Annotated in this window: 1 protein-coding gene; it reads right to left on the bottom strand. The window is 41.8% G+C overall.

The genetic code is table 11. The features are described from left to right. Positions 1–644, bottom strand: a 644-nt coding sequence (locus ACS8FD_RS20925; RefSeq protein WP_439277281.1) for a DarT1-associated NADAR antitoxin family protein, incomplete at its 3' end; no start/stop codon positions are given. Positions 645–684 lie beyond the last annotated feature (40 nt).

The following is a 684-nucleotide window of genomic DNA, read 5'->3' as shown; positions in this document are numbered from 1 at the left end:
GTTCCTGGGTCTTCAACGTTATCAAGTAAATCGCGTTTATTGAGTGCTACAAACATCGCCAGCGAATAAGCCGGACAATGAATAGACTTTTTGGGATTAAATTCAAGGTCTGTAAAGGCTTGATATTGCATGACCTCTTCGTGGAGCTGAGTGTTCTGCTTTAGTGCGTTAACATACAGCCAATCATAAAACGCAGTTAGCGGCTCTAGATTCCACTCCATACCAAAATCATTGTAACCAATGAGCTCACCAGACGATTGCAAGCGCTCGTCTTTTTTGGCCTGTCTTGGTGGCACTGTCAGCAAGTCACTATAGGGACCACCATGTTCAAACACCTTGCTCGCCTGAAAGATGTTTTCGACATTATGCTGCGCGCCATTGTGCTCGTCAGTGAGCTTTAAGCTAAGTGGACTGAGCAAAAAACTTAGCTTATTGCCAGACTTACTAGATAGCTCTAAGACGTGGTTGAATCCATATTTTTTACGAATGACTTGATGCATATCGTTGATGGATTTTTTCTTTTGCCGACTGGCAAATCCCACATGCCGCTCAAACCTAACCATATCTGTTTTTACCAGATTGTCACTGTTGACTCTAGGCATAAATACGGGTTTGTGTTCTACAGCGTCTTGTCTTTGTTCCATAATTTGATTTCTTTATTTCGTAACAATGTGCATTATATCA

This window comes from Psychrobacter sp. 1U2, from assembly GCF_051847575.1.
The sequence above is the reverse complement of the archived record's forward strand: the minus strand, read 5'-3'. Positions and strand labels throughout refer to the sequence as shown.